We start from the raw sequence: 25873 nt of genomic DNA, 5'->3' as shown, positions 1-25873 counted from the left end.
CGCTTGTTTGGTTCTTCGCCTCCTGCCAATCACACTACATTGCGTCGCTTGCCACGGAACGGTGCATAGAACGAGCGCAGAGCGGCGAGATCTGCGGCGAGATCGGCGCCCGGCTGGAACAGCGGCCCGAGTGTGATCGTCTTCGATGGATAATCGAACGCGACCGGCAGGATCGGCACGTTGGCGGCACGCGCGATCTGCCAGAAGCCGCTCTTCCAGTTCGTCACTCGCTTGCGCGTGCCCTCGGGCGCGAGGCCGAGCCAGAGCTTCGGGCTGGAGTGGAAGCGTTCGACCATCTGCTCGACGACGCCGTGCGTCGCGGCGCGTTCGATCGGAATGCCGCCGAGTCGGCGCAGCGCCCAGCCGAGGGGCCCGCGGAATAGCTCGCGCTTGCCCATGAAGGCGATGTCGGCGCCGAGCGCGATCTTGAACAGCAGGCCGAAGACGCCGTCCCACCACGAGCTGTGCGGCGCGGCGATCAGGACGAGCTTCGCGGTATCCGGAAAATCGCCGGCGATGCGCCAGCCGCAGCGGCGCAGGAACCATGCGCAGGCTTGTCGCCCTGCATTCTGGGGAAGCTGCGGCATCGCGGGCGGCAGTGGCTGCAGGCGCGCGCCTGCGCTCATTCGGCGCTCCAGTTGCCGCCGCCGCGCGTGCGCTTGATCGCCGAGCGCGTCTTCTTTGCGTCGATGCGCCGCTCCTTCGAGGCGCGCGTCGGCCGCGTCGCGATGCGCCGTTTCGGCGCGATCGTCGCGGCGCGCAGCAATTCGGCCAGCCGCTCACGCGCATCCTCGCGGTTCTTGGCCTGATCACGGAAACGGTTGGCCTGGATCACCAGCACGCCCTCATCGGTGAGCCGGCGGTCGCGGCGCGCCAGCATCCGCGCGCGCACCCCATCCGGTAACACGCGCGACGAGGCCACGTCGAATCTCAGTTCGACCGCGCTCGAGACCTTGTTGACGTTCTGGCCGCCGGGGCCGGCCGCGCGCACGAAGCGCTCGACGAGTTCGTCCTCGGGAATGGTCAGGTCATCGTTGATCGCGAGCATGCGCCCATTCTAGCAATGCTCGCTCTCGCCCAGATCGTTACTAGTTGCCCGCGGCGAGCACGCTCCGCGCGACGTTCGCGATGTTGTCCGCACTGGCGGCGATCGCGTCGAGGCGCTCGCTGCCTTGTCCGCTGTGCGCCGACTGCTCCATCGTTGCGCGCAGCTTGCTGAGATTGCCTGCACAGAATTCGGCGAAGCTCTTCAGGCCCGCGTTTGCATCTTTCTTCGCGGCTGCCTGCTGGGTCTGCTGGCAGAGGGTCTCGGCTTCCTGCAACCGGCTGCCGGCAACGCCCAGATCGACCGTGGGATCAGGCGTGGCGAGCGCGGCGGGTGGCGCGGCTGGTCTCGCAAGAGCGGCCGGTACCTCGCGCGCAGCCGGATTCGCTGCCGCCGACAGGCGACGTGCTTCCTGCAGGGCCATCGCACGGCGCACCGTCTTCGGCGCGCTCACGTCATCGAAGCGGAACTTGTCGGGGTTGCGGGTCGCGTCGGCGACCCATGTGTCGAGCTTCCCGCGGCAGGACTTCATGCCGTCCTCGCCGGCGATACGCACGGGCAGGCCCTTGGCCAGCTCCTTGTCGCCGGACCAGGCGCGCAGGCAATCGATCGCGTTGGTGTCGAGCGGCGCGTTGGCGTCGGCCGGGTTCGCGCGCTCGCCGAGCAGCAGAGTTGCGAGCTGCGCATCACTGGGTTCGCGCAAATGCATGCACGCGGCCACGCCGATCGCGCACAGCACTGCCGCCAGGCCAATCTTGTTCATCGTCCGATCTCCATCATCATTCGAAATAGTCGATTCATGCACGTCGCGCCGCGGTCGCGAACGCGACCAGCGCGGCGGCGACGCCGAACCATGCGGTTGCGGGCAGGCCGGCCCAGTGCGGACTCGCCGCATCGAGCAGCGCGATCAGTACCGTGGCGACGGTCAGCGAAACGCCGAGCGACAGCCAGATGGCCACATGCTGGCCACGCCGCGCGCGCAGATCCAGCTGCTTCAGATCATCGGAAGCGATGCGAAGTTCCAGCGTGCCGCGGGTTGCCTGTGTGAGGTAGTCGTGCACGAGCTGCGGCATGTCCGGTGCCGCGGCAAGCCATTCCGGCAGGCGCCTGCGCAACGCCTTCAGGACCGAGCGTGGCCCGCGACGCTGGCGCCAGATGCGCTCCAGCACCGGTTTCGCGGTCGCCCAGATGTCGATTTGCGGATGCAGCAACCGGCCGACGCCCTCGATGTTCAGCAGCGTCTTCTGCAGCAGGATCAGCTGCGGCTGCAGCGTGAGTTCGTGGCGGCGCGCCATCTGGAACAGCTTGACCACGACCTCGGCCAGCGAAATCTCGCTCAAGGGGCGCGTGAAGTACGGCTCGCAGACCGTGCGCACCGCGGCTTCGAGTTCGTCCAGGCGTGCGTGCGCCGGCATCCAGCCGGCACGCACGTGCAGCTCGGCGATGCGCGCGTAGTCCTGGTTGAACAGCGCGAGGAAATTCTCGGCGAGCCAGTACTGGTCGCGCTCCGGCAGCGAGCCCATGATGCCGAAGTCGAGCGCGATGAAGCGTGGCTCCTGCGGTCGCGCCGGATCCACCCAGATGTTGCCCGCGTGGGCATCGGCGTGGAAGAAGTTGTCGCGGAACACCTGCGTGTAGAACAGACGCACGCCCTTCTCGGCGAGCGCGACACGGTCGATGCCGGCCGCGTCGAGCGCGGCGAGATCGTCGACGGGGATGCCGCGAACGCGTTCCAGCGTGAGCACGCCTTCGCTGGTGTGCGACCAGATCACCTCGGGCACATAAAGATCGTCGGAGCCGGCGAAATTGCGCCGCAGCAGCGACGCGTTCGCGCCTTCGCGCTGCAGGTCGAGTTCATTGATCAGCGTGGTCTCGATCTCGCTGACCACATCGTGCGGGCGGATCTTGTCCGCGTTCGGATGGAAGCGCTGCACCGAGTCGGCCAGCGCGCGCAGCAGCGCGACATCGTCGGCGATGCGCGCCGCGATGTCGGGGCGCAGGATCTTGACCACGACCTCGCGACCCAGAGTGGACTCCGCGGCCGTAGGCCGCTCCGTTTCCCTGCCCTCGCGCAGCGGGGGAAGGTGCGCGGAGCGCGGAAGGGGGGGCGCGCCGAGTTCGTGAGGCGCGGATGGATACAGCCTCGCCGCATGCACCTGCGCGATCGAGGCGGACGCGAGCGGCACATCGTCGAAGGTCGCGAAGCGGGTCGCGATCGGCGCGCCGAGCGCACGCTCGATCGCGGCGCGAGCCACTTCCGCTGGAAACGGCGCGACCTGGTCCTGCAGCTTCACCAGCGCATCGGCGACGTCGGCCGGAATCAGGTCGCGGCGCGTCGACAGGATCTGCCCGAATTTAACGAAGATCGGCCCGAGCTCGGTCAGCGCGAGCGCGAACCGCTCGCCGCGCGGCAGCGTCGCGATGTCAGCGCGCGACCGCGGCAGCACGACGCGTGCGATGGCGAGGACGCGCGAGCGATGCCCGGCGTCGACGAGATCGTCGAGCCGGTAGCGCACCAGCACGCGTGCAATACGCAACAGGCGCGGAATCTGGCGCAGCGGCGTCATGCGCGAGGGTTCCCGCGTTGCGCAGCCAGGCGGTGCACGCGCGCGTCGAGCCGGTCGGCGCGTTCGCGCAAGGCGTCGACCTCATCGAGGAAGGTCTCGACTTCGGGTTTCGCGACGAGGTCGCGGCCCTCCTCGGTCAGGAACTCCACGGAGTCCTGCGCGAACGCGCGCGCCGATGTGCGCGACCACGCGAACGCGCGCCGCAGCGTGCGTGCGATCTGGAAGCCAGCGACGTCGCCGAACGCGCGCGCGAACGCCGCGTCGAAATCCGGCGCGAAGCGCGTCGCGATCTGTTCGAGCCGGCGCGCAAGTTCGGCGTCGCCGGCGATCTCGACGCGGCCCGGCGGAAGGGCGCCGCCGTCACGTGACCATGCGAGCGAGAGCAGCGCGGCCGGCGTCGCCGCGATGCGCAGCGCGCTGACGCCGGCGAACGCAGGGCCGATCGCCAGGCGGTCGTGCTCGGCGGTGACGCGCATCGCCAGCGGCGTGCCCTTGAATTCGAGCGTGATCGCGCGGCCGTCGAGCGCGGCAACCTGCGCTTTAGTGTCCGGATCGAGATCGAGCGCGCGGTTCAGCGCGGTTTCGAGTACGCGGCCGAGCACGGCGAGCAGCGGATTCGGCGAGCGCGCGGCACCGCCTTGGGGGCCGGCCGATCCGGCGTCGTTGACATCGGGCATGGCCGGATTCTACCTGTCAGCGCCACGCTGGCGCGCAGATTCGTGGCAGCCACGGAAAACGCCCCTTAATCCTCCGCTCAGTCAGGCCGTCTTAGCGTGCACGCTCCATGTTGACGAAGGGCGCCGCGGCGACGGCGCCGTGGGAGTCTGGCGATGATCCGCTATCTGGCCACTGCGCTGGGTTTGCTCTGCCTGACATGCGCCGGAACACTGCATGCCGCGAGTCGGGAACTGACAGGAACCACGCCGTCCGGCGCCTGGTATCACATCGCGATTCCGGACGGCTGGCGGCCGGGCGGCGCGCTGGTCATGTATCAGCACGGACTCGACTTCAAGACCGCGACGAGCCCGCCCGGACTCGGTCCGCTGCGCGATGTGATGCTCGCCGAAGGCTACGCGATCGCGGCGAGCAGCTATCGCCAGCGCGGCTGGGCGCTGTTCACCGCGATCGACGACAACCGCGAATTATTGCAGCTGTTCAAGCAACTGGCCGGCGCGCCGGGCGAGATCGTTCCGTTCGGTGGCTCGCTCGGTGGTCTGACCGCGTTGAAGCTTGCCGAGGCGCCGGGTTTCCCGCTGGTGCGTGGAGTCTTCGCGTTGTGCCCGGCGGCCGGCGGTGCACGGCTGTGGGACTCGGCGATCGATCTGCGCCTTGCCTACGACGCGGTCTGCCGCGGCGCAGGCGACCTGCCGACCGGGCAGCCGCCGCTGCCGTGGGCGCTCAATCCCGGCCAGATTCCGGACGACCTCGGCGATCTGCTGGATTGGACACAGGTCGCGCGCGCACTGCTGCCGCTGAACCAGTGCACCGGCGTGAACCTGCCGTCGTACCTGCGCAACGACGCGATGCAGCGCCGCCTCGACGAATTGATGGCGTTCACGCACATCACCGACGAGGATTTCTTCGTGACCAATGTCGGCTACTCGACCTTCGTGCTGAGCGACGTCGTGCGCGCGCCGGACAAGCTCGGTGGACGCAATCCATTCACGACGGCGGGCGTCGACTACGGCAGCGATCCCGCGATCGATGCCGGCATCGATCGCATCGTCGCCGATCGGATGGCCGCCGCGCATTTTCGCGAGGCCTCGGATTTCGGCGGTGCGGTCGGCACGGCGAAAGTGCTGTCGATGCACACCAGCCGCGACCAGCTCGTGATTCCGGCGAACCAGGAATTCGTGCGCAAGGTGCTGCCCGCCGACCAGGTGACCAGCGCGATCGTCGACGAAGGCGCACCGACGCATTGCGGCTTCACCACCGCTGAGGGTCTGGCCGGCTGGGAGGCGTTGCGCGCGTGGAAGGATGGCGCGCCGCAACCGGACGTCGCCGCATTGCAGGCCGCGTGCACGACGTTGGCCGCCGCCGGCACGGCCGCGGGGCCGTGCCGCTTCGATGCCGCTGCGGTCGTCGCGCCGTTCGACAGCATCGTGCGCCCGCGTGTGCCGGTTCCGGTGCCGGCGGGCGTACACTCCGCGCGTCCGATTCCACCGGTTCTGCTGCAGCCTCGCGGCGGGCGCTCGGGCCAGCGCGTGCCGGCCGAGCCGTGAGTGCGGCGGGGATCAGTGATCCTTGACCGGATAGGTCTCGACCGTACCGTTCGCGTCCTTCTGCTGGATGCGCATCGCCGGCCGCTCCGCGCGCGCTTGCGGACCGCAGTGGTAGGCGCCCCAGCTCTGCTGGCCGTCGCGCGGATCGCCGAGCGGCTTGATCGTGTCGGCGCTCATGCCGGCCGCCTCGTTGCGCGCCATCACCTCGAGTTCGTCGCGTACCTTGAGATCACTGCGGTCGACCGGGCCGACGTGGTCGAGCACCGACACGGTGACCGTGCCCATCGCTTTGCAGCCGGCGACATCGCCGTTCCACGCGGTGCGCACCTTCTCGCCACCGGAATCGAGCTTGATGCCCCAGCTGCACGCGGCGAGCGGCAACGTGGCGGCGAGAATCAGCGGCAGGGTTTTCATCAGGATCTCCACAGGGGTACGCCATCCTAGCGCGGCGTGGCTTAGCACGCCGCATGTCCGTTGCGGTCGTCGGCGTCAGCGCGCGACCTTGCCGTCCGCATCGATGACCTTGACCTCGCCGATCTTCAGCGCGCGAATCGGCTGCTCGATCTTTTTCAGGTCGCCGACGACGATCCAGGTCAACGCGTCCGGCCGGATGACCTCCTTGGCTGCCGCCTGCACGGCCGCGTCCGATTGCGCCTCGATGCGCGGCTTCAGCGTCTGCACGTAGTCGTCGGGGCGATCGTAGAGCTTGATGCCGTTCATCGCGCCGAGCACCGCGCCAGTCGTCTGGTACTCGCCCGGCATGCTGCGCACGTCGCCGACCTTGATCTTGTCGATCTCGCTACGCGTCAGCGGCTTGGCGCCGATCACCTCCTTCGCTTCGCGCAGGATCTCGGCGACCGACTCCGAAGTCTTGTCGGTCTGCACCGGCGCATACATCATGAACGGGCGTTGTGCGACCGCGTTCGAGAGGAAGCTGCCGGCGCCATAAGCCCAGTGCTTGTCCTCGCGCAGGTTCATGTTCAGGCGCGAGGTGAAGCTGCCGCCGAACGCGCCGTTCATGGTCTGGATCTCGAGGTTGTTCTTCGCCTTGGTCGATGGTGCGACCACGCCGGCGAGGATCAGCGACTGCAGCGCGCCCGGCTTGTCCATCAGATACACACGCGGCTGGGCCGGCGTGGCCACGTTCGCGATGTTTTTCTTCGGCACGGCTGAGGCGGGTGCCTGCCAGTCGCCGAACACGCCGTTCAACTTCTCGACGATCGCGTCCATCGTGGTGTCGCCGGCGACCAGGATCGTCGCGTTGTCCGGGCGGATGTAGTCGCGCACGTACGCGCGCATGTCATCGGCGCCCAGCGACTGGATCGAGGCCTCGGTGCCCGAGCCGGTGAACGGAATCGCGTACGCATGGCTCGCTCCGTACAGCAGCGGCGGCAGCGTGCGCAGCGCGAGTCCGGTCGGCTGGGTCTTCTCCTGTGCGATGCGTGCGAGCCACTGGCCGCGGATGCGCGCGACGTCGGCATCGCGGAACGCGGCATTGCGTACGATGTCGGCGTAGAGCCGCAGCGACGGTTCGAGCTGCGAGCTCAGCGCATTGAGCTTCACGCTCGAGCTGTCGAGGCCGGAGCCGGCGCCGATCTCCGCGCCGAGGCGTTCGGCGCGGCGTGCGATCTCGAGCGAATCGAGCTCCTTGGTGCCCTCGTCGAGCATCGCCATCGTGAACGCCGAGGTGCCCAGCTTGCGGCCCTGGTCCGAGGCGTAGCCGGCATCGAACAGCAGCTGCAGCTGCACGACCGGAATCGTGTGGCGCTCGGCGAGCACGACCGCGATGCCGTTCTTCAGCTTGCCGTGCTCGAGCTTCGGGAACGTCAGATCCGGGAACGTCGCGACCGTCGGCACGCCCTTGCTGCGGTCGATGTTGGATGCAACCGTCTTGAACTCCTGCTTCGGCGGCAGCTTCGCCTCCGGCCGGCCAGCCAGTGTCGCGCGACCTGGCTGCTCCATCTCGTCCTGCGCGGAGAAATCCGCATCCTTCGCGGCCGGCGTCACGGTCAGCGTGTAGTCGCCCTTGGCGATCCACTTGTCCGCCGCCGCGCGCACGCTGGCTGGCGTCGCTGCCTCGATCTGCGCGAGGTCGGTCTTGTAGGCGCCCGGATCGTTCCTGTAGACCTGCCCCTCGGCAAGGATCGTCGCCTTGCCGTTGACCTTTTCGAGGCTGCGGATGAACGAGGCCTTCGTGTTGACCTTGACCCGCGCGAGCTCGTCCGCGCTCGGGCCCTCCTTCAGGAATTTCTTCCACTCGTCCGCAACCGCGGCCTCGACTTTGGCCGGATCGACGCCGTGCTTCACGTCGACTTGCAGCTTGAATTGCGAGGCCAGCGCGAACGATTCCACGCCGACCGTAACGCCATCGGCGAACTTGTCCTTGTAGACGAGGCGCTCATACAGGCGTGAGGTCTTGCCGCCGCCGAGCACCGCGGCCGCGAGTTCGAGCTGCATCGCGTCGGCGTCGCCGAGGCCGGGCACGTTCCATTCGCGGTAGATGCGCGTCTGCGCGACATGGTCCTGCATCGTGTCGCGCGTCGATTCCGTGCGCAGCGCGGTCCATGGCTGCTGGCGCGCGACCGGCGGCCCGGCCGGGATGTCGCCGAAGTATTCGAGCATCTTCGCCTTCGCGAGCTCGGGCGTGATGTCACCGACCAGCGCCACGGTCACGTTCGCGGCGCCGTAGTACGAACCGAACCAGTGCTTGACGTCGGCCAGCGAGGCGGCGTCGAGATCCTTCATCGAGCCGATCGTGTCGTGGTGATACGGATGGTTGGCCGGGAACGCGTTCGCGCTGATGCGCTCGTCGACACGGCCATAGGGCTGATTCTCGCCCTGGCGCTTTTCGTTCTGCACCACGCCGCGCTGCAGGTCGAGTTCCTTCTGGCCGATCGCGCCGAGCAGGTGGCCCATGCGGTCCGATTCCATCCACAAGGTCATGTCGAGCGCGGTGGTCGGCACGGTCTCGAAATAGTTGGTGCGGTCGAACCAGGTGGTGCCGTTCTGGTCGGTCGCACCGGCCAGCTCGAACGGGCGGAAGAATTCGCCCTTGTGGTTTTCCGAGCCCTGGAACATCAGGTGCTCGAACAGGTGCGCGAAGCCGGTCTTGCCCTGCGGCTCATCGGCGGAACCGACGTGGTACCAGACGCTGACCGCGATCACCGGCGCCTTGTGGTCCTCGCTGACCACGACGGTGAGTCCGTTCGGCAGCGTGAAGCGCGCGAATGGAATGTCGATGGCGTCTGTCGTCGCGGCGGACGCGCCGTGCGTGAGACCGAGGGCCAGGAACGTGGCCGCGAGGGCGGTGGTGAGGGGCTTGCGCATGATTCTCCTTGCGGCGCGTGGTGAGCGAGCGGAACGCATGCACGAATCATCGTTCCGGCGGACGGTTTGGCAGGCTAGCCGCCGCTGCGTTCCACCGCAACGGACGTTCGTCACGGGCTGGCGGTAGACTCGCCGTCGTAGCGTAAAGTTTCGTTGCGGAGACCGGCATGACCCACGTCCTCGTCACCGGCGCGAACCGCGGCCTCGGTCTGGAATTCACGCGCCAGCTGCTGGCACGCGGCGAGCGGGTCATCGCGACCTGCCGTCAGCCGGGCCGCGCGCTCGAGCTGACCCGGCTGGCCGGCGCGCATCCGGGCCACCTGGCCGTGCTGCCGCTGGTCCTGCCGGAGGCGCGCTCGATCGCCGAACTCGCGCGCGAGGTCGAGGCGCTCGGTCTGCGCATCGGTCTGCTGATCAACAATGCGGGACTGAGCGTTTCCGGCGAGCGCTTCGGCAGCATCGAGCTGGACGGCCTGCGCACTGCGTTCTCGGCAAACGCGGCGGGTCCGTTCCTGCTGAGCCAGGCGCTCGCATCGAGCCTCGTTGCGGGGGCGAAGGTCGTGAACCTGTCGAGCGGCCTCGGCTCGATCGCCGGCACGGACGAGTTCTATACGCCGAGCTATGCGATCAGCAAGGCCGCGCTGAACATGGCCAGCAAGCTGTTGTCGATCGCGCTTGTGGAACATGCGGCGATCGTTGTGGCGATGAGTCCGGGCTGGGTACGCACCGAGATGGGCGGCGCGAACGCGCCGCAGGCGCCGCAGGACTCGGTCGCCAGCATGCTGGGCGTGATCGACCGCTTGATCGCCGCCGACAATGGCCGCTTTCTCGACCAGCACGGAGCGGACATCGCGTGGTGAGGCGGACGGCCACGATGCCGTCCGTGCACTGTCCGTTCGCCGTCCGCGGACGCCGGCGTGTATCGGCAGGCATGACTTCCGGCCTAGCAACCTTTTGCACCGCTCACACGTCTCAATGGGGTAACCTCGCGCGGACGACGTCGGCGCGATGGTTGCAGCACGTCGATTGGCGAGTCCGTGGGAGGAAGCCATGAAACTACGTTTGCAACTGGTCCGCGCGATCTCGGCACTCGTCGTGATCGGCGGCATTGCCGCGGCGGAGACCTATGTCCCGCCGCTGCCCGTGTGTCCACAAGCGAAATCCACAAAGCCGCAGCGCATCCTGCTGCTGGATCCCGTGCAGAAAACCCCGACCCTGATCGATGCACGCCTCAACCTGGTGCCTGCGGGACGCATGCACGCGGCCGCTGAGCAGGCAGCGGATGCGCGCGTTGCGGGTGTCGGGGTGCTGTAACCGGCCTTGTCGCACGGGCATGCCTGCCCGTGCGCGGCGGGTCCTCAGAGTGTCCGTGCGCCGCCACGTCGGCGCGATTGATTCGGCCAAGACGACGATCAGGCAGATCGCCTGCGACCGCTTGCGAGCGCGCACGGACATTCGCTGTCGGCCGGCACCGCGGGCATGACTTCCGGACTAGCAACGCAATAGCGCGCCGGCGCATCCAACTCCGCACACACCGCACGGCTTCGCGACTGGCATGGTGCTTGCTCAGCGAAGCCTGAAGTGTCCAGGAGAGCGCAATGAACATCCGCACCGTCTTCATACGCGCCGCGATCGCCGCTGTATTGCTCGGCGGTTTCGTGGCGATCACCCACGCTCCGCATGCGCTTGCCGCGCAGGATTCGGTCACGATGTCGGTGGATGCGCGCGCGCCGCTGCATGCCAGCCTGTTGCCGACGGTCAGCGTCGTCGCTGCAGCGACAGATGCGACCGCCACCACGCTGCTTCGCGTCGCTGCGGTCGAGTCGCTGCCGGTGACGCTGCTGCCGACGGTGCATGTCACGGCGCATGTGTCCGCATTCATCACCACAATCGCGACGGACTCGGTCGATGCGCGCATCGCCAGCGCGCGCGACTGAGGACGCGCCATCGGCTATGCGCGCGCGGACGATGCCCCGATAATGCGCGCGTGCTGCATGTCGTCCTGTTCCAGCCTGAGATTCCGCCGAACACCGGCAACGTGATTCGCCTCTGCGCGAACAGCGGCGCCGCGCTGCATCTGGTGCGGCCGCTGGGCTTCGAACTCGACCACGCGAAGCTGCGCCGCGCGGGACTCGACTACCACGAATTCACGACGGTCGCGGTGCACGACGATCTCGCCGCCTTCGTCGCCGCCGCGCAACCTCGCCGCCTGCTCGCACTGTCGACACGCGGTTGCGTGCGCTACGACGCGATTGCATACGCCGACGGTGACGCGCTGCTGTTCGGTCCGGAAACCCGCGGCCTGCCGCAGGGTGTACTCGACGGCATCGATGCGTCGCAGCGTTTGCGCCTGCCGATGCGTCCCGGCAACCGCAGCCTGAACCTGTCGAACGCGGTTGCGGTCGTTGTCTACGAGGCGTGGCGCCAGCTCGGCTTCACGGGTGAGGCGCGAGACGATGGCGGCCATTCGTAGGAGCGGCTTCAGCCGCGATGCTTTGACACAGAGGAAAGCACAGGAGCATCGCGGCTGAAGCCGCTCCTACCGTGCGCTAGTCTCGCCGGATTCGGGGTATTCCGGCTTCTGTTCGCGCGACAGCAAGGCATGCATGCCTTCCGCCGGCGTCAGCTCCTCGTGCAGCACGCGCTGCACGAGCGCGCTGATCGGCAGCTCGACCGCGTGCGCGGCCGCGAGCTTCATCACCGTGTCGACGGTCTGCACGCTCTCGACGACCTGGCCGATGTCGGCGATCGCCTGCTTGAGTCCGATGCCCCGGCCGAGCGCGAGACCGAGCCGACGGTTGCGCGACAGGTCGCCGGTGCAGGTCAGCACGAGATCGCCGAGGCCGGCAAGGCCCATCAGGGTTTCCGCGCGCGTGCCGAGCGCTGCGCCGAGGCGCAGCATCTCGGCGAGACCGCGCGTGATCAGACCGGCGCGCGCGTTCAGCCCCATCTGCATGCCGTCGGCGACGCCGGTCGCAACGGCGAGCACGTTCTTCATCGCGCCGCCGAGCTCGGCACCGAGCAGGTCGCTGCCGGTGTAGGCGCGAAAGCGCGGCGAATGCAGCTTCTGCGCGACGTCCTGCGCGAACTCCGCATCGGACGAATGCACGGTCAGCGCGGTCGGCAGGCCGATCGCGACTTCGCGCGCGAACGAGGGGCCGGTCACGACTGCCGCGGCATGGCCGGGCAGGCGCTCCGCGACCAGCTGGTGCAGGAAGCGGCCGGAGGCGGGATCGAAGCCCTTGGTCGCCCAGGCGATGCCGACGCCGGGCGCGACCCACGGCGCGATCGCACCGAGCAGTTCATCGAACGCGTGGCTTGGCACCGCAATCAGCACGGTGCCGGCATCGCGCACGGTCGGCTCGATCATCGCCGACAGTTGCAACGTGTCCGGCAGTTCGAGGTCCGGCAGGTAGCGCGCGTTGCGCCGTGTGCCGGCCATGTCGACCACCGCCTGCGACGTACGGCCCCACAGCGTGGTCGGCACCGCGTTGCGCGCCAATTGCACGGCGAGCGCCGTGCCCCAGGAGCCGGCGCCGAGCACGGCAACCGGCCGGGGGACGCTCATGGCCCCTGCATGTCCGATCGGCCCATGTCCGATCAGGCGTTGGCGCCTTCGCCGGCGGCGGCATCGGCGCGGCGACGCAGCTGCTCGGCGTAGAGCGCGTCGAAGTTGATCGGCTGCAGGAAGAACGGAGGGAAGCCGCCGTTCTGGACCAGGTCCGAGATCGATTGGCGCACGTACGGGAACAACACGTTCGGGCAATACGTCGAGAGCACGGTGTCACGGCCCTGCGCGTCGAAACCGGAAAGACCGAAGATGCCCGCCTGGTGGACCTCGGCGAGGTAGGCGGTCTTGTCCTCGAGCTTGCAGGTCGCGGTCACGCTGAGCACGACCTCGAACGTGTCGCTGCCGATCTGCGCGACGCGCTGGCTGAGGTTCAGCTCGACATTCGGCTGGCCCTGCACCTGGAAGATCTGCGGCGCGCCCGGCGCCTCGAAGGAGACATCCTTCACGTAGATGCGCTGCAGGCTCAGCTGGGCCTGGTCCTGCTGCGGATGCGCCTGGCCGTTGGCCGCGCCGTTGCTGTTCTCTGCCATGGGTACTGCTCGTGTGAAGGAAAAAGGGTATCGATTATCCCACGGACACACGGGCGGCGCACCCGGCGCGGCTGCGCCGGGTGGCGGTGGCGACCGGGCCTACCGCAACAGCTGCACGGTCGCGTTGCTCACGGACGAGCCGTAGTTGTAATAGTCGTCGAACCACGACAGCGCGTTGGTGCTCGACGGGCAACCGTTGCCGTCAGCCGTCGCCGTCAATGTGGCGGGGTTGGCGAGGCCGCGCCGGCTTGAGCTGATCGTCCGGCCGTAGCAGGCGCCGAACGGATCACCGTAGGCGTATGTCTGCGTCGCATCCGCTTGAAGGTCGGTGGTGCTGCCGCCCGCATCGAAGGAGCGCGTGGCGCTGGTGACGACATGGTTGTCGCGGGTCGCCGTGCGCGCGGTGTAACCCTGGTAACCGATGTCGAACTGCTGCTTGAATTCCTGATCGACCTTGGTGGCCTGGATCTGGCCGCCATTGGCGCTCGGCGTCTGGTCGAAGTTGAACGACAGCGGATAGCTGCGTTGCTCGTGCACGATGCTGGTCGCCGCGCCGTCGGTGCGCTGGGTGATCGAGTCGATCGTCGTGTTCTGCACGATGTCCTGCTTGTATACCGTGCTGGACGTGTCGAGCTGCTGCACGTTCGAGAACGCAATCTTCTGCTGGATCTGCGTCGTCACTACGCCGTGCGACGTGGCGAGCGTTCCGGCAATCGTGAACGAGCGGTTCGAGGTCACCGACACGCTGCCACTGGTTTCGCCGCTGTTCGTGGTGACGTTCTCGACCACAGTCGGCGTCGGCGCGGCGGTCAGCGTGTTGTTGGTGACGCTGCCGGTCACCCGGGTCGCGCCGTGATCCAGATAAAGCAACAGGTTCGCCGCGGTCGCGAAATGATTGATCGTGTTGAATACACTGAGCGCGATCTTGTGTGACCGGCCGTCGCTGAGCGGGCCGGCGAACGGGGTCAGATCGACGCGGTATGGCTCGAATGCGAGCGTCTGCACGCCCGGAATCGGCCGCCACAGCAGCGGATCTGCGCCGCCGGTGTAGATCCACGGGTAGATCGGCGAAACGCCGGCCGGCTGTCCGTCGATGCTGATTTCCGCTTCGCGGAACGCCGTGCTGCCGCCGTCCTGGAAGGTCGCCGCGATGTCGTCGGGCAGGTTGAAGTACCAGAACTCATCGTCCGATTGGCTCTGCGCGTAGACATCGAGAAACGCGCGTTCGATATTGGTGGGCAGCGTATTGAACGTGACCGCGAGCTGGTCGCTCGGCTTGGCGAGGTCGGCGGTGCTGCCGTCCGCGCTACCGGCCATCGGCAGGAGCAGATCGGGTCGCGGCGGATGATCCGGCACGGTCGGCGCGAGCGGAAAGAACAGCAACTGCGCGGTGCCGTGAAGGATGCCAGTATAGGTGTGGTCGACCGTGTTGCCGAGGATCGCGCGCCCGTTGTGCGCGTCAGCGAACAACGCGCTGTAGTCGGTCAGGTCACGCTCGATATGCCAGGACGGACTCACCGTCGCCGACGGTTCCTGCGTGGTGCCGAAGTAGATGATCGCGCCGCCGAGCCAGATCGTCGCGGTGCGATCGAACTGGCGACCCATCGTCACCGAGTAGTCGGCGCTCAGCACGACCTTCTGCCACGGGCCCGGGCAACCCGCCGGCGGGGCATAGGCGAACGGCTTCGCGTTGTAGTCGGCGAACGCCTGATTCTGGTACAGCGTGACCGTGCACGGCGCCATCAACGGCTGTGGAATCAACGGATCGGCGACCGCGACGTTCGGCGAACCGATCGTTGGCGAATCGGCGGCCGCTATCGCTGGAGACAACAGCGTGGCGAACAGCGCCAGCACGAACAAACCATCCAGATGCAACGGGACCTTGCGGCTCATGACCATCCTCCCTTGGTTGACCTGCGCGATCACCGCGCCGTACCACCCGGCTGAACGGTGAGGCTTCCGATCCCGCAGGATGCTGAAAAACCCCTTTCAGCACCCTGACGATTGCAGGGATTTGTCGCCTGCAAAGCGGTCATGCAAGCGGTGTATTCCCCGGAGGACGTGGCCGGACTTCCTCGTGGCCCTGTCCAACTGGAAAATCCGCAGGGTATTGCGCTGCCGCTAACTGCGGCCCTTCGCCAACGGCATCTGCGCCTCATTCCATGCAACGAGCCCGCCTTCGAGCCAGAACACCTTGGTGAAACCTGCCTTCTTCAGGCGCTGTGCCGCCTGCGCCGAGGCCTGGCCGGTCTTGCAGACGATCGCAACCGGCAGCTCCCGCACCTTCGCGAGATCCTTGCTCTCCGGGTCGAACTGGCTCATCGCGACCTGCTTCGCGCCCGGGATGTGACCCTTCTCGAAATCCTGCAGGCTGGACACGTCGATCAGAAGCGCATTCTCGCGGTTGATCAGCTGGGTCAGGCCGGCTGGTGTCAGCGCGGTGTAGCCGCGCATGAAGCGCTGCGCCTCGGTGACCAGCAGAGCGAACAGCACGCCGACGAAGCCGAGCGTGAGATAGAAATGATTGCCGAGGAACTCGGGCAGGCGGTGCAGGATGTCGGACATGGGGCTTCGCGGAAGAGGGCGCAGCTGCGCGGACGCGGATTATCCGGGAGTGGTGCCGGCGAGGCAAAGCAGACAGCACTGAGTCTCAAGCACCCATCCATGGGGCTCTCCCCGGTCGGCATCCTGCCTCCCCCTCAACCGGCTGAGGCCGGTTTCGACCTCACTCGTGCCGGCTGATGTCGGGCAATCCCGTGGTCAGCCACCAGTGCTTGGTCTGTTCGTCGTACTTCCAGACCTGGCGGTCGATTACGCTGCGCGCGCTCTGCGAGTTCACGTTGACGAGGCCGATCTCGACGATCTGGCGCACCTCGTTGTCGCTGACCGGCAGCGGCGGTTGTTCGTTGTAGGCGGTGATCTGCACCTGCTTGAAGCGCGCGAGCTCCAGCGCGCTTGGCGGATGTTCCTCGCGGAGCTTCGGATCGAGAAACGCCTGCGCCTGTTCGACGTCGCCCCAGCGGATCGTCGCTGCATAAGAGCGCAGCGTATCGTCGAGGATCTTCTGCTTCGAACGCATCGGGTCAGTCGCGCAGGCGCCGAGCAGCGCGGTCGACAACAGCAGCCCACAGGTGATCAGGTGACGATGCATGGCGATCCTCCGAAGCCGCGATTGTGCACTGAACCCGCGCCGCGCGTCAGCGCTTGGCGAGCGCCACGAAGCGCGCCTCCAGCGTCGCCGCCGCGCCGCCGTGGGCGAGCGGCACCGTGCAGTGCACGCGCAGGCGCCCCTTGCCGCGCGCCGTGATCGCGCCGAAGAAATCGTCGAAGTGTTCGCCCTCGGCGAGCCGCGCGACCGCGACGAAGTCCTGCCAGACCGGCGCCAGATAGCGGATCGTGCTGTCCTGCACGTAGATCTCGCAGTCCAGTTCGCGCGCATCGGTCGCGAGCTTGATCAGGCCCCAGCCGGCCAGTGTCATCAGGCTCGCCAAACTGCCACCGAACGCGCAACCCTTATCGTTGATATTCGGCGCCAGTGGCGCGGCCAGAGTCAGCGAGCCGCTGTCGCAGGCGACGATCGACAAGCCCATCGCGCGCGTCAGCGGAATGTCGGCGAGGATCTCGCGCCCGAGTGCGGCGGCGGCGCGTGCGGCCCTTGCGCTGGCGTCGGGCCCGGAGTGATCGTTCATGCCGGGATCGTGCGGGACAGGCACGAGTGTGCGCAAGGCCCGCGCTGCGCCCAAACGCACGCGTATGATCGGCGCGCGCACATCCGCAGGGAGAGGCCGATGTCCATCCCCCCGTCCACATCCGCTACGTCGCGAAGCACCAGTGCGCTCGCAGGAGCGACCCTGATCGTGACGCGGCCGGCCGGAACCGCGCGGACGCTCGTCGCGCGCGCTCGCTTGCTCGGCGGCGACGCGGTCGCAGTGCCGGGCCTGTCCTTGCGTGAAGCGCCGGATGCGGCGCGTGCGCGCGCATCGCTGCGTGCGGCGCGCGCTGCGGATCTGTGGATCTTCACGAGTCCGGCCGCGGTGCGCTTCGCGTTCCGGCTGTCGCCGTCGTTGCAGATGCCGCGCCGCGCGCAGGCGTTCGGGGTCGGCGCCGGTACGGCGCGCGCCCTGGCGCGACATGGGATCTGGGCAATCGCGCCGCACGAACACGCGGACAGCGAGGGACTGCTCGCGTTGCCCGAACTGGCCGACGTGCGCGGCCGGCGCATTGCGCTGATCGGCGCGCAGGGCGGCCGCGACCTGATCGCGTCAACCTTGCGCCGGCGCGGCGCGACCGTCGAGGCGATCCATGTCTACCAGCGCGTGGCGCCGCGCCTGACCCGGCGTCATTTCGACGCGCTGGTCGCGGCGCCCGATCCGCTCGTCATGCTGATTTCGAGCGGCGAGGCACTCCGGAACCTGGTCTCGCTGCTGCCCGCGCCGTTGCTGGCCCGCCTGCATCACCAGCCGCTTGTCGTCAGCAGTTCGCGCATTGCCGGCTTCGCGCGCGACCACGGTTTCGGCGACATCGTTGAAGCCGCTTCCGCGCTGCCTGGCGATCTGCTCGATGGAGCGCGCTGGGCACTCGCCCGACACCGTCTGTAACAGCCGTGGGCATCGCCTTGCTGCCGCCACCGCGCAGTTCGGCTAGCATGCCCGCATGAGCGAAGACATCGACACCGCGCCGGTCGCGACGACGAACGAATCGACTCCACGCGCAGCGGAAGCGCGCGCGCCAGCGCCGCGCGCTGGGGGAATCGGCGTGGCTTTGCTGATTGCGCTGGGCGCGCTCGGCGTCGGCGGTGTTGCGTTGTGGCGTGCCTACGCGATCGAGCACGGTCAGGCCGATGCACAGGTCGCGATGCGCAACGAACTCGCCGCGCGCGTCGACGACCTCTCGCGCGGCCTCGACCAGCGCAAGCGTGATCTCGACAGCCTGCGCGCACGCCTCACCGACGCCGACAGCGTCAACAAGAGCGTGCGCGAGGAATTGCTTGGCCTCGGCGAACGCTCGCGCCATCTCGAGGATGCGGTCGCCAACCTCGCCGAGCAGCGCATGAGCGGGCGCGACGCGCTGGCGATGAACGAGGCCGAGTTCCTGCTCCAGCAGGCGCAGGAGCGCCTCGCGCTGTTCCACGATGCGCAGGCCGCGATCGCCGCCTACCAGTTGGCTGATTCCGCGCTCGCGGCGACCGAGGATCCGATGTTCGCGTCGGTGCGCCAGACCATCAACGCGGAAAAGCATGCGCTGGAAGCGAGCAAGCCGGTCGAGACGCAGGGCGCGCTCGCCGCGCTCGAGCGCGTGCGCTCCGATCTGGCGACGCTGCCGCTGCCACAGGTTGCGGTGGGTGAAACCGCATCACCCTCACACTGGCAGAGCTTTCTTGCGCAGTTCGTGCACATCAGCCACAGCGGTGACACCGGCACTGCGGGCGACCGCGATATCGGCCTGACCCGTTCGCTCGCGGCACTCGATCTGCGCAGCGCCGAAGCGGCGCTGCTCGCGCGCGATGCGGATGCGTGGCAGGCCGCGCTGAAGCGTGCGCGCGCCGGCATCGCCGTGGCATTCGATGCCGGGTCCGCGCCGACCAAGAGCGCGCTGGCCGAGCTCGATCGGCTCGCCGCCACGCCGCTGGCGCCAGCCATGCCTGAACTCGGCAGCGCGTTGAAAGAGCTGCGCAACCTGCGCGCGACACGCGTGCTGTCGCAGCCGCCGGCATCGAAATCCTCCGAGCTGCCCGCGTCGGCCGCCGTCCCGGCGAAGCACGACGGAGCCGCCCTGTGAAGCTCTGGCGCACGGTGCTGCTGCTGTTGATCGTCGCGGTCGCCGCCGCGTTCGCCTGGCACTGGCTGGCGGCCGACCCCGGTTACCTGCAGCTGCGCATCCGCCAGACCACGATCGAAACCAGCGTGGTCGTCGCGGTCGCATTCCTGCTCCTGCTGTGGGCGGCGATCACCGCATGCTGGTGGCTGCTGCGATGGCCGTTCCGGGCCTGGGGCCGCACGGTCAAGCGGCGCGGTCGCGAACGTCTCGCCGGCGGTCTCACCGCGTTCTCCGAAGGCGAATATGCGCAGGCCGAGCGCGATCTGGCCAAGGCCGCGAACCACGAAGCATTTCGCACGCCGGCCCTGCTCGTGCTCGCGCGCGCCGCGCACGAGCGCGGTGCCCCCGATCGCGCGAGGCAGGCGCTCGACGAGGTCGGTGACAGCGGCCATCGCGCCGCCGAAGCAATGCGTGCGCGCTTCCTGATCGAGGGCGGCCGCAATGCCGAGGCGCTCGCGCTGCTGAAGAAGGGTGCGGCGGCCAACAACCTGTCGGCGCGCGGCTGGCGCCTGCTGATCGACGCCGCGCTCGCGACCGGCGACACCCGCGCCGCGCTGGATGCGCTGCCGGCGCTGGCGCGCAGCCAGTCGCTGACTCCAGATACCCAGGCCGCGCTGGAGACGCGCGTGCTCGCAGCCGCGCTCGCAGGCGCACCTGACGCGACCAGACTCAATGCGCTGTGGAGCGGCGCCAGCCGCGCGCAACGGCGCCGTCCCGAACTCGTGGCCGCGTTCGCGCGCCGTGCCGCCGCACTCGGCCAGACCCTGGCCGCGATGGACGAGATCGAATCCGCGCAGCGCCGCGAGTGGAGCGACGAGCTCGCGACGGCCTATGGCGAGTTGGGTTCGGCCGAAGTGCCTGCCCGCGCGCGCAAAGCCGAGGGCTGGCTCGCCGTCGCGCCGAACAGCCCGGCGCTGCTCACCGCGCTTGGCCGTCTATACGGCCAGCAGTCGCAGTGGCCACAGGCCGAGGAGTCGCTCGAACGAGCGCTCGGCCTTGCCGAATCGCCGGCCGCATGGGAAGCGCTCGGCGACTGCCGCAAGGGCGAGGGCGACCTCGCCAGCGCGAACACGGCTTACGCGAACGCGCTGCGCCTCGCGCGCGGTGAGCCGACCACGCCGATCGGCCCGCGCCAGCCGCGCGGCGCGGTCGACACCCATCCGCTCGCGTTCGAGGAACGCAGCGAGCATGGGGTGCCGCGGTTGCCGGGTGTGAAGTAGCAAACCGGCAACGTGATCACGCAAAGATCGCCCCCTCATCGCGACACCGCATCCACGCCGCTGACGCGGCCATCGCTCAGGACCACGATGTGCGCGACGCGATTGTCGCCGAAGTCGTAGACCCATTCCTCGCGGCGACGGTCGCGCCACAGGGCCGAAGGTTGGGGTGAGCTTGCGAACCCCAACATCGAGCAAGGTCGGCGTTGGGCATCGCTGCGCTCGGCCCAACCTACGCCGTCATCGCGACACCGCATCCACGCCGCTGACGCGACCGTCGCTCAGGCGCACGATGCGCACGATGCGCACGAGGCGGTTGTCGCCGAAGTCGTAGACCCATTCCTCGCGGCGATGGTCGCGCCACAGCTCGACGCCGGGCGCGGGGCGACGCACGATCGTTTCGGAGAGGTCGCGGCGGCTAGCGGGTTCGCCGCAGCGCGCGACCAGCTCGCCGCTGCTGAGACCGTCGGCCAGGCGATTCGGATTGCAGTCGCTGCCGATCGCATCGACGCCGTAGCCGAGTGCATCTTCGCGCAACAGCACACCTTCGCGGAACACCAGGCGGCGCATCAGCTGGCGAGGGCCGAAATTGTAGTACCAGACGTCGAACTGCAGCGAACGCTGGCGTTCGAGCGGGCCGTTGGCGCCGATCACCTCGATGTTCGTGTAGCGGTCGGTCCAGAACGGCTCGCCGCAGCGTTCGCGGACCTGGAAGTCCTGCGCGCCATCGCTGACGAGGCGATTGCCGCAGCGCATCGCGAACGCGCTTGGGCTGGCGAGGAGCAGAACGATGATCGGCAGCAGGTGTCGACGCATGGGACCTCGCAAGCTGGATGATCGAAGTGGTCTTGCATCGACCGCGCGGGCCGATGTGAAGTTCACGTCACAGGCCGTGGATGCCGGCGCGGCTGCCGAGGATCGCGGCGATCACGTCGGGCGCATAGTCGAACGAATCGTAATACAGCCGCTCCTCGGGCAGCCCGGCCTGAACGAACGCGCGCCGGCCGGCGTCGACCATCGTCGGCGGGCCGCTCATGTAGACATCGAATCCGGAAAGATCCGGATGATCCTCGAGCAGCGCCTCGTGGACGAGGCCGCCTCGAAGCGCGCCGGCATGCTCGAGATCCGAGATCACCGGTGCGAAGCGGAATGCCGGCACCTCGCGCGCCCAACGCTCGGGCAGGCCACGCAGGTACAGATCGGCGGGTTCGCGCGCACCCCAGTACAGGGTCATCGGGCGCAGCGTGCCGAGGTGCAGGAAATGCTCGATCAGCGCCTTGATTGGCGCGAAGCCGGTGCCGCCGGCCATCAGCAGCATCGGCCGTTCGCTGTCCTCGCGTGGCACGAAGGTGCCGAGCGGGCCCTCGACGCGCAGCTGTGCGCCCGGCTTCATCGCGTCGAACACCGTGGTCGTGAACCCGCCGCCGGTGACACGGCGCACGTGCAGTTCGATCGTGTCGTCGTCGTGCGGCGCGTTCGCGATCGAGAACGCGCGGCGCTTGCCATTGCCCAGCAGCACGTCGAGGTACTGGCCGGGCAGGCGGCGCATGCGCTCGCCGCGCGCGGTCAGCAAGGTCAGGCGCGCGACGTCGTGGCCGAGCAGGGTCTTGTCGACCAGCTTCAGCGTGAACACGCGGCGCGGGATGTCGGCGACCGAGGCGACCTCGCGGACCGCGATCACCAGATCGCTGGCCGGCACGGCCTGGCACAGCAGCGCCTGGTGGCGCATCCGCTCGGCCGCGTCGAGCGCGCTCGGCGGATTGCGCGGATAGACGCACTCGCCCTCGATCAAGGTCGCCTTGCAACTGCCGCAGACGCCGGCGAGGCACGAATACGGCAGCGCCAACCCGGCACGGCGGGCGGCCTCGAGCACGGTTTCGCCCGCGTCGACGCGGAAACGCTTGCCGCTGGCCTGCAGGGTGACGAAGTGGGGCACGTGTCGAATCGCCGGGGAATGCCGCGATTGTCGCCGAAGTCGCGCTGTTGCCGCGACCGCGCGCCCGAACCATCGTCAGCTTTTGTAGGAGCGGCTTAAGCCGCGATGCTCTGCTTCTCCGGCGCAACAGGACAGCATCGCGGCTGAAGCCGCTCCTACGAAAGCAAAAGGGTTGGACAAGCCGCGCTGCTATAGTCGATCGCTCACCTACCGGTGCCGCACCATGAGCCTCTGGAAACAACCCACCGACCTCGACCGCCTCAACGCATGGAACCGCGGCTGCCTCGTCGAGCATCTCGGCATGCGTATCACCGAAGTCGGCGACGACTACGTGCGCGGCACGATGCCGGTCGATGCGCGCACGAAGCAGCCGTTCGGGTTGCTGCACGGCGGCGCCTCGGTCGCGCTGGCCGAGTCGCTCGGCAGTCTCGCCGGCGTCCTGTGCATCGAATCGAGCGAGATGGCGGTCGGACTCGACATCAATGCGAACCATCTGCGCGCGGTCACCGACGGCGTCGTTACCGGCACCGCGCGGCCGCTGCATGTCGGACGCACCACGCAGGTCTGGGAAATCCGCATCGAAGACGAGCGCGCGCGTCTGGTCTGCATCTCGCGCCTGACCCTGGCTGTGGTGCCGCGCCCGTCGCCGCATGCGATCTGATGCGATGAGCGCGGCCGCGACACCGTATGCGGACCTGTCGCCGGATCTCGTGCTCGATGCGGTCGACGCGGCCGGCTTCGCGACCGATGGTCGTCTGCTCGCGCTGGCGAGCTACGAGAACCGCGTCTATCAGGTCGGCGTCGAGGACGGCGCGCCGCTGGTCGCGAAGTTCTACCGGCCCGGTCGCTGGAGCGATGCCGCGATCGCCGAAGAGCATGCGTTCGCGCTGGAACTCTCGGATGCGGAATTGCCGGTCGTGGCGCCGCTGGTCATCGGCCGTCGCACCCTGCTCGAACACGCCGGCTTCCGCTATGCGCTCTACCCGCGGCGCGGCGGCCGCGCCCCGGAACTCGAATCGGCCGATCACCTCGCCTGGATGGGCCGTCTGCTCGCGCGCATGCACGGCGTCGGCGCACGCGCGCGCTTTTGCGAACGCGGTTCGATCGACACGGACACGTTCATCCGCGCCGCCGCGCGCGCCGTGCTTGCGTCGGGATTGCTGCCCGATCGTCTCGACGGCACGTATCGCGCACGCACCGACACACTCGCCTCGATCATCGATGCGCGCTTCGCCGCGATCGAACCGACGCGCATCCGCCTGCACGGCGACTGCCACGGCGGCAACGTGCTGTGGACCGACACCGGCCCGCATTTCGTCGACCTCGACGACGCGCGCATGGGCCCGGCCGTGCAGGACCTGTGGATGCTCGCGCCGTCGTCACGCGCGCGCGACACGCTGCTCGAAGGCTACGCCGAGTTCCGCGACTTCGACTTCCGCGAACTCAGCGTGATCGAACCGCTGCGCATCATGCGCCAGGTGCACTGGGCCGGCTGGGTCGCCGCGCGCTGGCACGATCCGGCCTTCCCGCGCGCGTTCGGCTACGTCGGCGAGGCGCGCTGGTGGGAGCAGCATCTGAACGATCTCGCTGAGGCCGAGAGCCATCTCGTCGACGACTGACCTCACAACCCGCGGCGTGGCCGACCGCAAATAGGCGGCGCGGGAATTGCTGCGCTGCATCGAACATCCGCTACCATTGCGATCCTGATGAACCGAGCCGCCGAAATCTCGACCGTATCACCGCCCAGTGACCGCCTGCGCGTGCTGCGCTATGCGATCCGCACGCCGCTGCTGCTGTTGCACGCGCTGATCGCGGCGCCGCTGGCCGTGATGGTGCTGAATCCGCTCGCCGCGCGCCTCCGCGTCGGCAACACCACGCTGGAGAAATTCATGATCCGCTGGTGGTCCGGGGCGCTGGTGCGGATCTTCGGGTTCCGCGTCCGCCGTTTCGGCGAACCGCTGCCGGGCGCGGTGCTGTATGTCGCGAACCATATTTCCTGGCTCGACATCGAACTCATGCACAGCCAGCGTCCGATCAGCTTCGTCGCCAAGAGCGAGATCGCGCGCTGGCCATTCGTCGGTTGGCTGGCGGCGCGCGCGGGCACGATCTTCCATCGCCGCGGCAGCACCGATTCGCTGAACGCGGTGATGGGCCGCGTCGTCGAGCGCCTGCGCGCGGGCGAACCGGTCGGCGTGTTTCCGGAAGGCGGCAGCGGACACGGCGTCACGGTCGGCACGTTCCACGCGCGCATATTCCAGACCGCGCTCGATGCGGACGTGCCGGTGCAGCCGGTCGCGCTGCGTTATGGCCGCGATGGCGCGCAGGATCCGCGCGTGCCGTTCGGCGTGAGGGAAAGCTTCTTCGGCAATTTCCTGCGTATCCTCGGCGGACCGTCGATGGATGCCGAGATCCATTTCCTCGAGCCGGTTCCGGCGACGCCGGAGGCACGCCGGCGCATGGCCGAGGAAAGCCGCGCGCGCATCGTGCGCCTGCTCGGCTACGGCGATGCCTGAGCTGGGCACGCCCGGCGTGCCGCTCGGCGCGGCGGATTTCCGGCCGCCGTGGCTGCTCGCGAGTCCGCACCTGCAATCGGTGCTCGCCTCGAGCGGCCTGCGCCGCTGGCTGTCCGCGCGCCGTCTGCGCGAGATCGAGCGTGACGCGACCGAACAGGTCATTGATTGCGGCAACGGCGCGCGCCTGCAGGGTTTCCACACCGCGCAGCGCGCGCTCGCTACGCCGCGCGGGCTGGTCGTGCTGCTGCACGGTTGGGAGGGCAGCACGCGCTCGGCCTATGTCGTGAACACCGGCGCGCGCCTGTTGCGCGAAGGCTTCGACGTATTCCGCCTGAACTTCCGCGACCATGGCGATACGCATCATCTCAATCGCGACCTGTTCCATTCCTGCCGCATCGACGAGGTCGTCGGCGCGGTCCGCGCGGTGCAGCGGCAGTTCGCGCGCGGTCCGCTCGCGATCGCCGGTTTCTCGCTCGGCGGCAATTTTGCGTTGCGCGTCGCGTTGCGCGCGCCGGATGCGGGCATTGAGCTGACCTACGCACTCGCGGTGTGTCCGGTGATCAGTCCGGCCGCAGGGTTGTTCGGGCTCGAGGCTGGACCGTGGTTCTACCAGCGCTACTTCCTGCACAAGTGGCGCAGCTCGTTGCGGCGCAAGCAGGCGCTGTTTCCCGATGTCGACTGGTTCACGCCGGCCGAACTCGCCGGCAACCTGCGCGAACTCACGCGCGCGCTGGTATTGCGCCACACGGATTTCGGCTCGCTGGAAAACTATCTCGACGGCTATTCGATCGCCGGCAGCCGCCTGCGCGGGCTGCGCATGCCGGCGACGATCCTGACCGCGGCGGACGATCCGGTGATCCCGGTCGCGGATTTCCTGGCGCTGGAGCTGCCGCCGCAGGTGGAACTCGATATCGCCGCGCACGGCGGCCATTGCGGCTTTGTCCAGGATCTCGCTCTGCGCAGTTTCACCGAGAACTACATTGCCGAACGCATGTGCTGGCATCTGGCCACGGACACCGAAGCCGTGGAGCCGGCGTCCGCCGAGGCGCTGGCCTAGCCTTGCCGGTCCGCGCCGCGCAAGCTGCGCGGTATGCGGCATAATTTCAGACGCCCTGTCGCGCCGCGTGC

General features: G+C 68.4%; 28 protein-coding genes. 12 read left to right on the top strand and 16 right to left on the bottom strand.

All coding sequences use genetic code 11. The features are described 5' to 3' along the window. Positions 1-29: 29 nt before the first annotated feature. From ABD002_RS06370 to ABD002_RS06350, 5 genes are read right to left on the bottom strand one after another with little or no spacing between them, the layout of a single operon-like run. Positions 30-626 (bottom strand): 1-acyl-sn-glycerol-3-phosphate acyltransferase, encoded by a 597-nt coding sequence (locus tag ABD002_RS06370; protein ID WP_343788321.1) that lies wholly within the window; start codon positions 624-626, stop codon positions 30-32. Beyond that, a complete protein-coding gene (gene arfB, locus ABD002_RS06365; protein WP_343788319.1) occupies positions 623-1048 on the bottom strand; it encodes an alternative ribosome rescue aminoacyl-tRNA hydrolase ArfB in 426 nt (141 codons plus the stop codon). The genes ABD002_RS06370 and arfB overlap by 4 nt, the downstream gene beginning before the upstream one ends. 40 nt (positions 1049-1088) lie before the next feature. Further along, entirely contained in the window at positions 1089-1808 is a 720-nt protein-coding gene (locus ABD002_RS06360) for a hypothetical protein (protein ID WP_343788318.1), read from the bottom strand. Between the two features lie 34 nt (positions 1809-1842). Continuing rightward, positions 1843-3603, bottom strand: coding sequence for an AarF/UbiB family protein (locus ABD002_RS06355; RefSeq protein ID WP_379988788.1), 1761 nt, complete (start codon positions 3601-3603; stop codon positions 1843-1845). Between the two features lie 5 nt (positions 3604-3608). Next, a complete protein-coding gene (locus ABD002_RS06350; protein ID WP_343788314.1) occupies positions 3609-4289 on the bottom strand; it encodes a ubiquinone biosynthesis accessory factor UbiJ in 681 nt (226 codons plus the stop codon). A 153-nt stretch (positions 4290-4442) separates the two neighbouring features. Between ABD002_RS06350 and ABD002_RS06345 the strand changes: the two genes are divergently transcribed. Continuing rightward, positions 4443-5834 carry a hypothetical protein gene (locus ABD002_RS06345; protein WP_343788312.1) on the top strand — a complete coding sequence of 464 codons (1392 nt, stop codon included), beginning with the start codon at positions 4443-4445 and terminating at the stop codon, positions 5832-5834. A gap of 12 nt (positions 5835-5846) precedes the next feature. On the opposite strand, the gene ABD002_RS06340 is transcribed toward ABD002_RS06345, so the two are convergent. Both ABD002_RS06340 and ABD002_RS06335 read right to left on the bottom strand, forming a co-directional pair. Further along, positions 5847-6248: a DUF4156 domain-containing protein gene (locus ABD002_RS06340; RefSeq protein WP_379988734.1), complete on the bottom strand. Its 402-nt coding sequence runs from the start codon at positions 6246-6248 to the stop codon at positions 5847-5849. Between the two features lie 75 nt (positions 6249-6323). Next, positions 6324-9161 (bottom strand): M16 family metallopeptidase, encoded by a 2838-nt coding sequence (locus tag ABD002_RS06335; protein WP_343788310.1) that lies wholly within the window; start codon positions 9159-9161, stop codon positions 6324-6326. A gap of 167 nt (positions 9162-9328) precedes the next feature. Here ABD002_RS06335 and ABD002_RS06330 point away from each other — a divergent pair, with 167 nt between their 5' ends. The 4 genes from ABD002_RS06330 (at position 9329) to trmL (ending at position 11634) form a co-directional block, all read left to right on the top strand. Next, positions 9329-10021, top strand: a complete 693-nt coding sequence (locus ABD002_RS06330) for an SDR family oxidoreductase (RefSeq protein ID WP_343788308.1) — start codon at positions 9329-9331, stop codon at positions 10019-10021. 190 nt (positions 10022-10211) lie between these two features. Next, positions 10212-10475, top strand: a complete 264-nt coding sequence (locus ABD002_RS06325; RefSeq protein WP_343788306.1) for a hypothetical protein — start codon at positions 10212-10214, stop codon at positions 10473-10475. Between the two features lie 284 nt (positions 10476-10759). Next, on the top strand, positions 10760-11098 hold the full coding sequence (locus ABD002_RS06320) for a hypothetical protein (protein WP_343788304.1): 339 nt from the start codon (positions 10760-10762) through the stop codon (positions 11096-11098). A 50-nt stretch (positions 11099-11148) separates the two neighbouring features. Then, the gene (gene trmL, locus ABD002_RS06315; protein ID WP_343788302.1) at positions 11149-11634 is read left to right on the top strand and encodes a tRNA (uridine(34)/cytosine(34)/5-carboxymethylaminomethyluridine(34)-2'-O)-methyltransferase TrmL; all 486 of its coding nucleotides are present in this window, start codon (positions 11149-11151) and stop codon (positions 11632-11634) included. Positions 11635-11700: 66 nt separating this feature from the next. On the opposite strand, the gene ABD002_RS06310 is transcribed toward trmL, so the two are convergent. From ABD002_RS06310 to ABD002_RS06285, 6 genes are all read right to left on the bottom strand, one after another. Beyond that, positions 11701-12729, bottom strand: a complete 1029-nt coding sequence (locus ABD002_RS06310; RefSeq protein ID WP_343788300.1) for an NAD(P)H-dependent glycerol-3-phosphate dehydrogenase — start codon at positions 12727-12729, stop codon at positions 11701-11703. Between the two features lie 32 nt (positions 12730-12761). After that, complete coding sequence (gene secB / locus ABD002_RS06305) at positions 12762-13262, bottom strand: protein-export chaperone SecB (RefSeq protein WP_343788298.1); 501 nt, start codon at positions 13260-13262, stop codon at positions 12762-12764. Between the two features lie 99 nt (positions 13263-13361). Further along, positions 13362-15155: a peptide-N4-asparagine amidase gene (locus ABD002_RS06300; protein WP_343788296.1), complete on the bottom strand. Its 1794-nt coding sequence runs from the start codon at positions 15153-15155 to the stop codon at positions 13362-13364. 228 nt (positions 15156-15383) lie between these two features. Beyond that, the gene (locus tag ABD002_RS06295; protein WP_343788295.1) at positions 15384-15827 is read right to left on the bottom strand and encodes a rhodanese-like domain-containing protein; all 444 of its coding nucleotides are present in this window, start codon (positions 15825-15827) and stop codon (positions 15384-15386) included. A gap of 160 nt (positions 15828-15987) precedes the next feature. Then, on the bottom strand, positions 15988-16413 hold the full coding sequence (locus tag ABD002_RS06290) for a hypothetical protein (RefSeq protein ID WP_343788293.1): 426 nt from the start codon (positions 16411-16413) through the stop codon (positions 15988-15990). A gap of 46 nt (positions 16414-16459) precedes the next feature. Beyond that, positions 16460-16951 carry a YiiD C-terminal domain-containing protein gene (locus ABD002_RS06285; protein WP_343788291.1) on the bottom strand — a complete coding sequence of 164 codons (492 nt, stop codon included), beginning with the start codon at positions 16949-16951 and terminating at the stop codon, positions 16460-16462. Positions 16952-17050: 99 nt separating this feature from the next. Between ABD002_RS06285 and ABD002_RS06280 the strand changes: the two genes are divergently transcribed. The 3 genes from ABD002_RS06280 to ABD002_RS06270 are packed head-to-tail and all read left to right on the top strand — an operon-like array spanning position 17051 to position 20299. Beyond that, the gene (locus tag ABD002_RS06280; protein WP_343788289.1) at positions 17051-17860 is read left to right on the top strand and encodes a uroporphyrinogen-III synthase; all 810 of its coding nucleotides are present in this window, start codon (positions 17051-17053) and stop codon (positions 17858-17860) included. 55 nt (positions 17861-17915) lie between these two features. Next, on the top strand, positions 17916-19040 hold the full coding sequence (locus tag ABD002_RS06275; RefSeq protein WP_343788287.1) for a uroporphyrinogen-III C-methyltransferase: 1125 nt from the start codon (positions 17916-17918) through the stop codon (positions 19038-19040). Further along, positions 19037-20299, top strand: a complete 1263-nt coding sequence (locus tag ABD002_RS06270; protein ID WP_343788285.1) for a heme biosynthesis HemY N-terminal domain-containing protein — start codon at positions 19037-19039, stop codon at positions 20297-20299. The genes ABD002_RS06275 and ABD002_RS06270 overlap by 4 nt, the downstream gene beginning before the upstream one ends. 35 nt (positions 20300-20334) lie before the next feature. Here ABD002_RS06270 and ABD002_RS06265 read toward each other — a convergent pair whose 3' ends face one another. The 3 genes from ABD002_RS06265 to ABD002_RS06255 form a co-directional block, all read right to left on the bottom strand. Further along, entirely contained in the window at positions 20335-20487 is a 153-nt protein-coding gene (locus ABD002_RS06265) for a DUF2845 domain-containing protein (RefSeq protein ID WP_343788283.1), read from the bottom strand. Between the two features lie 49 nt (positions 20488-20536). Further along, positions 20537-21112 carry a DUF2845 domain-containing protein gene (locus ABD002_RS06260; RefSeq protein WP_343788281.1) on the bottom strand — a complete coding sequence of 192 codons (576 nt, stop codon included), beginning with the start codon at positions 21110-21112 and terminating at the stop codon, positions 20537-20539. Positions 21113-21179: 67 nt separating this feature from the next. Beyond that, positions 21180-22232 (bottom strand): CDP-6-deoxy-delta-3,4-glucoseen reductase, encoded by a 1053-nt coding sequence (locus tag ABD002_RS06255; RefSeq protein WP_343788279.1) that lies wholly within the window; start codon positions 22230-22232, stop codon positions 21180-21182. Positions 22233-22455: 223 nt separating this feature from the next. Here ABD002_RS06255 and ABD002_RS06250 point away from each other — a divergent pair, with 223 nt between their 5' ends. From ABD002_RS06250 to ABD002_RS06235, 4 genes are all read left to right on the top strand, one after another. Further along, a complete protein-coding gene (locus ABD002_RS06250; RefSeq protein WP_343788277.1) occupies positions 22456-22893 on the top strand; it encodes a hotdog fold thioesterase in 438 nt (145 codons plus the stop codon). 4 nt (positions 22894-22897) lie between these two features. After that, positions 22898-23851 carry a serine/threonine protein kinase gene (locus ABD002_RS06245; protein ID WP_343788275.1) on the top strand — a complete coding sequence of 318 codons (954 nt, stop codon included), beginning with the start codon at positions 22898-22900 and terminating at the stop codon, positions 23849-23851. A gap of 87 nt (positions 23852-23938) precedes the next feature. Next, a complete protein-coding gene (locus ABD002_RS06240; protein ID WP_343788274.1) occupies positions 23939-24745 on the top strand; it encodes a lysophospholipid acyltransferase family protein in 807 nt (268 codons plus the stop codon). Further along, positions 24738-25802 (top strand): YheT family hydrolase, encoded by a 1065-nt coding sequence (locus ABD002_RS06235; RefSeq protein WP_343788273.1) that lies wholly within the window; start codon positions 24738-24740, stop codon positions 25800-25802. The genes ABD002_RS06240 and ABD002_RS06235 overlap by 8 nt, the downstream gene beginning before the upstream one ends. Positions 25803-25873: the final 71 nt, after the last annotated feature.

Source organism: Dokdonella soli (assembly GCF_039523175.1).
Lineage (GTDB): Bacteria > Pseudomonadota > Gammaproteobacteria > Xanthomonadales > Rhodanobacteraceae > Dokdonella_A > Dokdonella_A soli.
Note: the sequence above shows the minus strand (reverse complement) of the source record. Positions and strands in the feature narration are given on the sequence as shown.

Bases quoted from the DNA above. Each gene is read 5' to 3' on its own strand.
- ABD002_RS06370 (WP_343788321.1), bottom strand. From the start codon at position 626: ATGAGCGCAGGCGCGCGCCTGCAGCCACTGCCGCCCGCGATGCCGCAG.
- arfB (WP_343788319.1), bottom strand. From the start codon at position 1,048: ATGCTCGCGATCAACGATGACCTGACCATTCCCGAGGACGAACTCGTC.
- ABD002_RS06360 (WP_343788318.1), bottom strand. From the start codon at position 1,808: ATGAACAAGATTGGCCTGGCGGCAGTGCTGTGCGCGATCGGCGTGGCC.
- ABD002_RS06350 (WP_343788314.1), bottom strand. From the start codon at position 4,289: ATGCCCGATGTCAACGACGCCGGATCGGCCGGCCCCCAAGGCGGTGCC.
- ABD002_RS06345 (WP_343788312.1), top strand. From the start codon at position 4,443: ATGATCCGCTATCTGGCCACTGCGCTGGGTTTGCTCTGCCTGACATGC.
- ABD002_RS06340 (WP_379988734.1), bottom strand. From the start codon at position 6,248: ATGAAAACCCTGCCGCTGATTCTCGCCGCCACGTTGCCGCTCGCCGCG.
- ABD002_RS06335 (WP_343788310.1), bottom strand. From the start codon at position 9,161: ATGCGCAAGCCCCTCACCACCGCCCTCGCGGCCACGTTCCTGGCCCTC.
- ABD002_RS06330 (WP_343788308.1), top strand. From the start codon at position 9,329: ATGACCCACGTCCTCGTCACCGGCGCGAACCGCGGCCTCGGTCTGGAA.
- ABD002_RS06325 (WP_343788306.1), top strand. From the start codon at position 10,212: ATGAAACTACGTTTGCAACTGGTCCGCGCGATCTCGGCACTCGTCGTG.
- ABD002_RS06320 (WP_343788304.1), top strand. From the start codon at position 10,760: ATGAACATCCGCACCGTCTTCATACGCGCCGCGATCGCCGCTGTATTG.
- ABD002_RS06310 (WP_343788300.1), bottom strand. From the start codon at position 12,729: ATGAGCGTCCCCCGGCCGGTTGCCGTGCTCGGCGCCGGCTCCTGGGGC.
- secB (WP_343788298.1), bottom strand. From the start codon at position 13,262: ATGGCAGAGAACAGCAACGGCGCGGCCAACGGCCAGGCGCATCCGCAG.
- ABD002_RS06300 (WP_343788296.1), bottom strand. From the start codon at position 15,155: ATGAGCCGCAAGGTCCCGTTGCATCTGGATGGTTTGTTCGTGCTGGCG.
- ABD002_RS06295 (WP_343788295.1), bottom strand. From the start codon at position 15,827: ATGTCCGACATCCTGCACCGCCTGCCCGAGTTCCTCGGCAATCATTTC.
- ABD002_RS06290 (WP_343788293.1), bottom strand. From the start codon at position 16,413: ATGCATCGTCACCTGATCACCTGTGGGCTGCTGTTGTCGACCGCGCTG.
- ABD002_RS06285 (WP_343788291.1), bottom strand. From the start codon at position 16,951: ATGAACGATCACTCCGGGCCCGACGCCAGCGCAAGGGCCGCACGCGCC.
- ABD002_RS06280 (WP_343788289.1), top strand. From the start codon at position 17,051: ATGTCCATCCCCCCGTCCACATCCGCTACGTCGCGAAGCACCAGTGCG.
- ABD002_RS06275 (WP_343788287.1), top strand. From the start codon at position 17,916: ATGAGCGAAGACATCGACACCGCGCCGGTCGCGACGACGAACGAATCG.
- ABD002_RS06265 (WP_343788283.1), bottom strand. From the start codon at position 20,487: ATGTTGGGGTTCGCAAGCTCACCCCAACCTTCGGCCCTGTGGCGCGAC.
- ABD002_RS06260 (WP_343788281.1), bottom strand. From the start codon at position 21,112: ATGCGTCGACACCTGCTGCCGATCATCGTTCTGCTCCTCGCCAGCCCA.
- ABD002_RS06250 (WP_343788277.1), top strand. From the start codon at position 22,456: ATGAGCCTCTGGAAACAACCCACCGACCTCGACCGCCTCAACGCATGG.
- ABD002_RS06245 (WP_343788275.1), top strand. From the start codon at position 22,898: ATGAGCGCGGCCGCGACACCGTATGCGGACCTGTCGCCGGATCTCGTG.
- ABD002_RS06240 (WP_343788274.1), top strand. From the start codon at position 23,939: ATGAACCGAGCCGCCGAAATCTCGACCGTATCACCGCCCAGTGACCGC.
- ABD002_RS06235 (WP_343788273.1), top strand. From the start codon at position 24,738: ATGCCTGAGCTGGGCACGCCCGGCGTGCCGCTCGGCGCGGCGGATTTC.